Below are 7,107 nucleotides of genomic sequence, written 5' to 3' on the forward strand. Positions count from 1 at the left end.
GGACCACATTTATTAACTTTTAGTAATGTATTTAGCTAATAATTGCACTTAATATGCTAAGCTTATGGCGTTTTTCATAGTTGAAATAATAAATTAATAAAGAATGAGTTCAGTCACCAAAATACCCGCAAGCGAGCACGGTATTAACCCTCGAGAAATCGACAAAAAAGCCCGTACAATCTTGAAGTCTTTGACTGATGCTGGTTATGAAGCCTATCTGGTGGGTGGTGGAGTACGTGACTTACTTCTGGGATTTCATCCCAAAGATTTTGACATTGCCACCAGCGCAACTCCCGAACAAGTAAAAGAAGTTCTCCCCTCTACCCGAATTATTGGTCGACGCTTTAGATTGGCTCATGTCCATTTTGGTCGTGAATACTTTGAAGTGGCAACCTTTCGCGCGCCTCATGATGATAGCGACAAAGGTCAGGTTGGCCAACACGGTCGAATCATTCATGACAATGTCTACGGCACTGTCTTAGAAGACGCTTATCGTAGAGATTTCAGCATTAACGCGCTTTTCTACGATTTGCAGAAAGGCGAGGTGTTAGATTTCGTCGGTGCAATGGAAGACTTGGAAAAACGCCAGCTTAGAATGATTGGTGACCCTGTCGTCCGTTACCGTGAAGACCCCGTAAGAATGATCCGAGCGATACGTTTTGCAGCCAAGCTAGGACTTAGCATTGAGCCTGCCTCAGAAGCACCGATAAGAGAACTTTCTTCGTTATTGGGTAATATCGCCCCAGCTCGTTTGTTTGATGAAGCGTTAAAGCTTTTCCACAGCGGTCAGGCGATTAAAACGCTAGAGCTACTGCGTGAATATCATTTGCTGGAATATTTATTCCCGCAGGCTGAGAAAAGCCTAAATGAAGACATGGACAATGACGGTAATGAAGGCAGTTATACCAAGCTGGTATATGCTGCTCTTACAAATACCGATAAAAGAATCAGGGCTGATATGCCCGTAACTCCCGCGTTTCTGTTTGCTGTGATGTTATGGAAACGTGTTCGTGAAGGTTCGATTATGTACCGTGAACTGGGCAACCCCGCTTTGCAATCTGTGCACTTGGCGGCATCCGATGCTTTTGGTGAGCAAGTTAAGTGTATTTCGGTGCCTCGAAGATTTAGTAATATGACGCGTGAAATCTGGACGCTTCAGGGCTTATTCCCCTTCAAAAATGAACGAAGAGTGCTCAGATTTCTAGAGCATAAGCGCTTCCGTGCAGCTTATGATTTTATGTGTCTTAGAGTGCGTGCCGGAGAACTACCAGAAGAAGAATGTGAATGGTGGACCTTGATTCAGGAAGTCGATGCCGCAGAGAAAAAAGCGATGTGTCTGGCTGCGTCACCCGGTAAATCTAAAAGCAGAAGCAAACGCCGCAAAAATGGTTAGTCACCCTAGAGGTTTCCTTGGTAAAGAGCTAAGGTTAGAAATTCGAATCATTGGTTAAACCTTCTAAAAAACCTGTACGCTGTTATATCGCCTTAGGTAGTAATATGGGTGATTCTTTATCCTATCTGCAGCAAGCCATTTCAGACTTGAATGACCATCCGCATATTTCCAGTTTAATCATCTCCCGCTTTTATAAAAGCAAGCCGCATGGTCCTCAAGATCAACCTGACTATCTCAATGGCGCAGTATCTGTAGAAACAACGCTCGACCCTGAAACTCTGCTTGACGCAATGCAGAAAATCGAAAATGATAATGACAGAGTGAGAGAGGGGGTTAAACGCTGGGGCGCAAGAACGCTGGATCTCGATTTACTTTTTTATGGTGATCAAGAAATCGATAGCAGACGCCTCATTGTTCCACACCCAAGAATCTGCGAGCGTTCGTTTGTTTTGTATCCACTGCGAGATCTCATTAAAGACACTAAAGATAATTTGACGATTGATAAATCGACTACAATTGAAGACTGTATAAACAATTTATCTGATATTGAAAAAAATAACATCATGGAGCTTGATCATGCCTAACCGCGTCACTGTAAGAACTATTCGTGAAATGAAATCCAAGGGCGAGAAAATTGTTTCTCTAACCGCTTATGATTCGAGCTTTGCACGAGTTGTTGATGAGCAAGGAGTCGACGTTATTTTAGTGGGCGATTCTCTGGGAATGGTGATGCAAGGACATGACTCTACGGTGCCAGTAAGTGTGGATGACATTATCTATCATTCAAGAGCTGTTGAGCCCCAAACTAAGCGTGCACTTGTTATGGCAGATTTACCCTTTATGAGTTACACCAATCCTGATCAGGCGATTGGCAATGCAGCACGTTTAATGCAGGAAGGTCGAGCGCATATTGTGAAGTTAGAAGGGGGAGAAGCTCAGCTTGATACGGTGCGTCACATGACACGGCATGGTGTTCCTGTGTGTGCACATATTGGCTTAACGCCGCAAACAGTCCATAAACTTGGTGGATATCGAGTTCAGGGAAGAGAAGATGATGCGGCCAAGCAAATGCTATCTGATGCATTGGCACTTCAGGATGCGGGAGCTGATGCCGTGGTTTTAGAATGTGTTCCCGTCGATTTAGCGCAACAGTTAACAGAAGAGCTGGAAATTCCAACTATTGGTATAGGTGCTGGCCGAAATTGTGATGGGCAGGTTTTAGTACTGCAAGATATGATTGGCATATCAAGTTTGGCACCCAAGTTCTCGTTAAACTTCTTAAAAGACGGTCGAGGCATTCCCGAAGCGATTAAAGCGTATGTTGATGCGGTGCGTGACTTGTCTTTTCCTACTGATGATCAATGCTTCTTTTAATGAAACATACTGAATATTAAAAAAAACGCCCTCAAAGTAGGGGGGTGGCAATACATTATAGAATAAATACTAAAGGCCTATTTCATGTTACAAGCAAATGATAAAGACGAATTAAGAGTAGTAATGCGTGGTTACAGAGCAAGAAATGAGACCACTGCTTTTGTTCCTACCTTGGGTAATTTGCATGATGGTCATTTGTCGTTGGTGCGTAAAGCTAAAGAAATTGCAGATCGTGTCGTCGTATCTATTTTCATCAATCCTACTCAGTTTGATAAGGCAGAAGATTTGGCGGCTTACCCGAGAACACTGGATAGTGATTTGGCGTTATTGAAAAGCGAAGGGGTTGATTTAGTATTTCTCCCTACTGCGGAAGAAATGTACCCTGCCGGAAGTGCGGCCCGTGTTGAAGTTGATGGTATCAGTGAAATTTTAGAAGGCGACTCACGTCCTGGTCACTTCTCTGGTGTGGCTACCATTGTTGCGAAACTGTTTAATTTGGTACACCCGGATATATCAGTTTTTGGTGAAAAAGACTTTCAGCAATTGATGCTTATTCGTCGTATGGAAAGTGATCTGGACTTTGGTATAGAAATCATTGCTGCGCCAACCGCAAGAGAAGAGACGGGTTTGGCGATGAGTTCACGTAATAATTATCTGGATGATGAGCAACGAAATATCACAGGTCCAAAGTTATATCAGCAAATGCAAAAGGCGCAGGAAAAAATCTTAGGTGGAGAAAGGGATTATCTTGCTCTTCAAGCAGAAAGTATTCAGGCTCTGAACGATAAGGGATTCAATACGGATTACTTCGAAGTACGCAATGCGGCTGATCTATCGGTTGCGGATGCTGATTCTAAGAGCTTGGTTCTTCTGGTTTCTGCCTGGCTGGGTAAAGCACGTTTGATTGATAATATAACAATCGATATCTAAAAAACTGCCCCAAAGGTGGGGGGTGGCTTTGGTTTTTAAGCCAGTATTATGCTGGGTAAATCGCACCGAGGATTCTTTCTCCACTCGCGCCGGTAACTAAAGGAAGATTTCCTGTCTTGTTTTCATGAGCTTGTTTCGCAAGCCATGCAAAAGCCATTGCTTCCATCCAGTCTGGGTCAATGCCTAGTTTGGCTGTAGAGTCTATTTCGGTATCAGGTAAATAGTGTTTTAATCGCTCGATAAGATAGCTATTGTGTGTACCCCCGCCGCAAATATACAACTCGTCGCAATCAATAACATTGTCGCTTATAGATTTAGCCGTTAGCTCTGTTAACGTGGCTTGTATGTCTTCTGGTTTTTCCTGATGAAGTTGATCACCGATAAAGTTCTCTAGCCAGGTCAGGTTGAAAAATTCTTTGCCGGTACTTTTGGGTGACGGTAAAGAAAAATAGGGTTCTGATAGTAGTAATTCTAATAGCGTCTCGTTGATAGAGCCTGACTTTGCCCAATCCCCATTCTTGTCGTAACTACTCGTTTGATGTTTCGAAATCCAGGCGTCTAATAAACCGTTTCCGGGGCCTGTATCAAAACCACTCGCCATGAGTGGAGATGTGGAAGAGGGAAGTATCGTGATATTAGAAATTCCCCCAACATTGAGTATTACTCTGTTTTTATTGGGGTGTGACAGTAATTCTTTATGAAATGCGGGGACAAGAGGAGCTCCTTGACCGCCAGCGGCGACATCACGACTTCGAAAGTCTGCAATAGTAGTGATGCCTGTTTGTTCGGCAATAATGCTGGCATCTCCTAACTGGAGACTAAAAGGGTGTTCACCTAAAGGTTGATGCCAAAGTGTTTGTCCATGGCTTCCTATCGCAGTAATCGTATTTTTATCGATATTTTTGTCTTTGATCAATGCGCAACTCGCATCTGCAAATAATTGACCGAGCTTTTGATTGAGTGTGCCGATATCGACAAGCGTACCTTTCCATTCTGGGTGAATGGTTTCGAGGAGTGTTTCTCTAAGGTTAGATTCTATGGGGTGTACGTAAGAAGCTATTAATGTGGGTTTCAGCTGATCGAAACCCACTAGAACTGTGTCGACACCATCTAAGCTGGTGCCAGACATAAGTCCAATATAGTAGTCAATCTTAGCCATTAACAATGACTAAGAATAGAGAGATTAACCGCCAATGGCGCTGTCTATTTCTATGTCTGCTTCAACAAAACGATGTAATACGTTTAATTGTAATACTAGGTTTACAGCCTTGTTGCGGAAATCTTGAAGTTCAGATTTCGAAAGAGACATGCTGTTAGGTAAAGCAACGGTCATTGCGTTAACGGCTTTTTTGTCTTGATGGAATTCATAATGTAAGTGTGGTCCAGTCGCTAAACCAGATTGTCCTACGTAGCCGATAAGGTCGCTTTGATATACTTTATCTCCAACTTTTAAGCCTTTCTTGTAACGAGACATGTGAGCGTAAGTTGTTGTGTAACCGTCTCGATGTTGGATGATAACAGTCTTGCCGTAACCGCCTTTTCTTCCTAGGAATTTAACCACACCATTACCAGTTGTCATGATAGGTGTGCCCGTTCTCGCTGCAAAATCAGTGCCTTTGTGAGCGCGGATTTTATGGAGCTTCGGGTGAAATCTACCAGGGTTAAAGTGTGAAGAAACTCTAGCGTGTTCGATAGGTGTGCGGATAAACGCTTTCTTCATCTCTCTACCTTGAGGGGTAAAGTAATCAGACTTACCATCTGCATAGGTATAACGAATAGATCTGAATTGACGACCTTTATTGATGAACTCAGCAGCAAGAAGGTTCTGTGTACCTACTTTGTCGCCATCATGAAAAATTTCTTCGTAAACGGCTGTTACTTTGTCACCGACACGAACATCATGAGAAAAGTCGATATCCCAGTCAAAAACTTTAACAAGTTGTTTGATGACTTTGTTGTCTACTTTTGCTTTTTTGCCGTCAAAAAACAATCCATTTTCTATAGTGAAGCTGGCGCGAGCTTGGCGTACTTCAAATACATCGTTTTTCCAGGTACCTTGATAGTCATCGCCGTTTTTAGAAATAACATAACTACGTTTGCTGTCATTCGGATGAGTAAATACTAAATTAGATAGCTCTCCTTTAGCAGAGTTAGCGCGAACAATGCTTCCACTTTTAAGCTTTTCTATTTGCTTATAGATCTCTTTGTTTTGCTTGAGTGTTTTAAGAAGAGCCTGATGACCAACTTTATAGAATATATTAGTAATGTTGTCGTAGGATTTGACGTGGTAAGTAACCCATTTACTGGTATTCTCGGTGTTAACCTGACCTGCATAAGTTTCTAAGGCTCTTGCGGGTAGTTGAAGCTCCTTTGATTCAAGGATGTCCTCACCTTGCAGTAAATCTTCTATATTGCCAATGTCCTGTAGTTGAAGGCTGTCTTCTGATGAGGCTAGTTGAATAGCTTTAGAAGAGCTATCTAAAGAATTATTAGCTATATCTATTTCAGTAGGGATAATTTCAAATGTTTTAACAGTTGAGTTCGCATGGGCATCTTTAATTAAATGTGACTGCACAGGAATATTTCCAATCACAGCTACTAAAGCTATGAATACGGCAGATCTTGATAACCATGATGTATGGTTTACAGGTGCGATGTTATTATCAGCAACAGGTTCTGAACTTTCTTTTTTGATAACTATTTCAAGGTCATCTAGCAAGTCATATTTGTTTGTAACATCGTTCCAGCTTTTATTGCTATATACGATGTTATTTCGATCTTTTGACAACAAATTTAAAGCCCTTAATGTGTAAATGAAAAACGTATGTATAAAAATTAAACGCATAAATACCTTAAAATAGTACCGTTTGCAACCTTAATCCTACCTTAACTACCATTTGATGGGGTTTATAAGTATTTTAGATGGCGGTCAAATTGCGTTGAAACCTTTCTTTTATAGTCTCGCAATTTTAAGTATTTAGCGTTAATAATGACGTTGTAAATAGTAGTGTATATAAAAGGTAAAGTCTCCTTTGCGGTAAAAAATAGATGAACCTTTTTTGCCTATCAGGCTACGTCGGCTTTTAAAGCTACCTTTATAGTACTGTTTGAAACTTGTTTTGGGTTTATTTTGTTTTAATTGAAATTAGAGGTTGCTTCAAAAATTGATATACCTATAATGCGCCGCTCCAACGAACAAGCTGCTTGTTAAAGTGATCTGTTTGTAGGCGGTTTTGATCTGATTTAAAGTTATTTAAATTAAATTGAAATTAGTAGTTGATTCAAAATGAGAGGTGTCTATAATGCGCCGCTCTGACAGATTAGGTCGCTGTAAAGTGTTTTGATTTGTTGGGAATTTTGTTTGAATTGTTGAGTAAAAAACATTAAATAAATGTTGATTACTTGAAAAT

At 41.2% G+C, this 7,107-nt stretch carries 6 protein-coding genes; 4 read left to right on the plus strand and 2 right to left on the minus strand.

What is annotated here, in order from left to right:
• Positions 1–103: 103 nt before the first annotated feature.
• From pcnB to panC, 4 genes are all read left to right on the plus strand, one after another.
• Complete coding sequence (gene pcnB, locus EV695_RS06130) at positions 104–1,393, plus strand: polynucleotide adenylyltransferase PcnB (protein ID WP_131905005.1); 1,290 nt, start codon at positions 104–106, stop codon at positions 1,391–1,393.
• Positions 1,394–1,443: 50 nt separating this feature from the next.
• Positions 1,444–1,977, plus strand: a complete 534-nt coding sequence (gene folK / locus EV695_RS06135; RefSeq protein ID WP_279388024.1) for a 2-amino-4-hydroxy-6-hydroxymethyldihydropteridine diphosphokinase — start codon at positions 1,444–1,446, stop codon at positions 1,975–1,977.
• The gene (gene panB / locus EV695_RS06140) at positions 1,970–2,767 is read left to right on the plus strand and encodes a 3-methyl-2-oxobutanoate hydroxymethyltransferase (RefSeq protein ID WP_207906958.1); all 798 of its coding nucleotides are present in this window, start codon (positions 1,970–1,972) and stop codon (positions 2,765–2,767) included. Before folK ends, panB begins: the two co-directional genes overlap by 8 nt.
• A gap of 84 nt (positions 2,768–2,851) precedes the next feature.
• Positions 2,852–3,697, plus strand: coding sequence for a pantoate--beta-alanine ligase (gene panC / locus EV695_RS06145; RefSeq protein WP_131905007.1), 846 nt, complete (start codon positions 2,852–2,854; stop codon positions 3,695–3,697).
• A gap of 46 nt (positions 3,698–3,743) precedes the next feature.
• Here panC and EV695_RS06150 read toward each other — a convergent pair whose 3' ends face one another.
• Both EV695_RS06150 and EV695_RS06155 read right to left on the minus strand, forming a co-directional pair.
• Positions 3,744–4,856: an anhydro-N-acetylmuramic acid kinase gene (locus EV695_RS06150; RefSeq protein ID WP_131905008.1), complete on the minus strand. Its 1,113-nt coding sequence runs from the start codon at positions 4,854–4,856 to the stop codon at positions 3,744–3,746.
• 24 nt (positions 4,857–4,880) lie between these two features.
• Positions 4,881–6,485 (minus strand): M23 family metallopeptidase, encoded by a 1,605-nt coding sequence (locus EV695_RS06155; protein WP_165874630.1) that lies wholly within the window; start codon positions 6,483–6,485, stop codon positions 4,881–4,883.
• Positions 6,486–7,107: the final 622 nt, after the last annotated feature.

This window comes from Cocleimonas flava (genome assembly GCF_004339015.1).
GTDB classification, from domain to species: Bacteria; Pseudomonadota; Gammaproteobacteria; order Thiotrichales; family Thiotrichaceae; genus Cocleimonas; species Cocleimonas flava.

Coding starts and splice junctions, on each gene's coding strand:
- pcnB (WP_131905005.1), top strand. CDS start 104: ATGAGTTCAGTCACCAAAATACCCGCAAGCGAGCACGGTATTAACCCT.
- EV695_RS06150 (WP_131905008.1), bottom strand. CDS start 4,856: ATGGCTAAGATTGACTACTATATTGGACTTATGTCTGGCACCAGCTTA.
- panB (WP_207906958.1), top strand. CDS start 1,970: ATGCCTAACCGCGTCACTGTAAGAACTATTCGTGAAATGAAATCCAAG.
- panC (WP_131905007.1), top strand. CDS start 2,852: ATGTTACAAGCAAATGATAAAGACGAATTAAGAGTAGTAATGCGTGGT.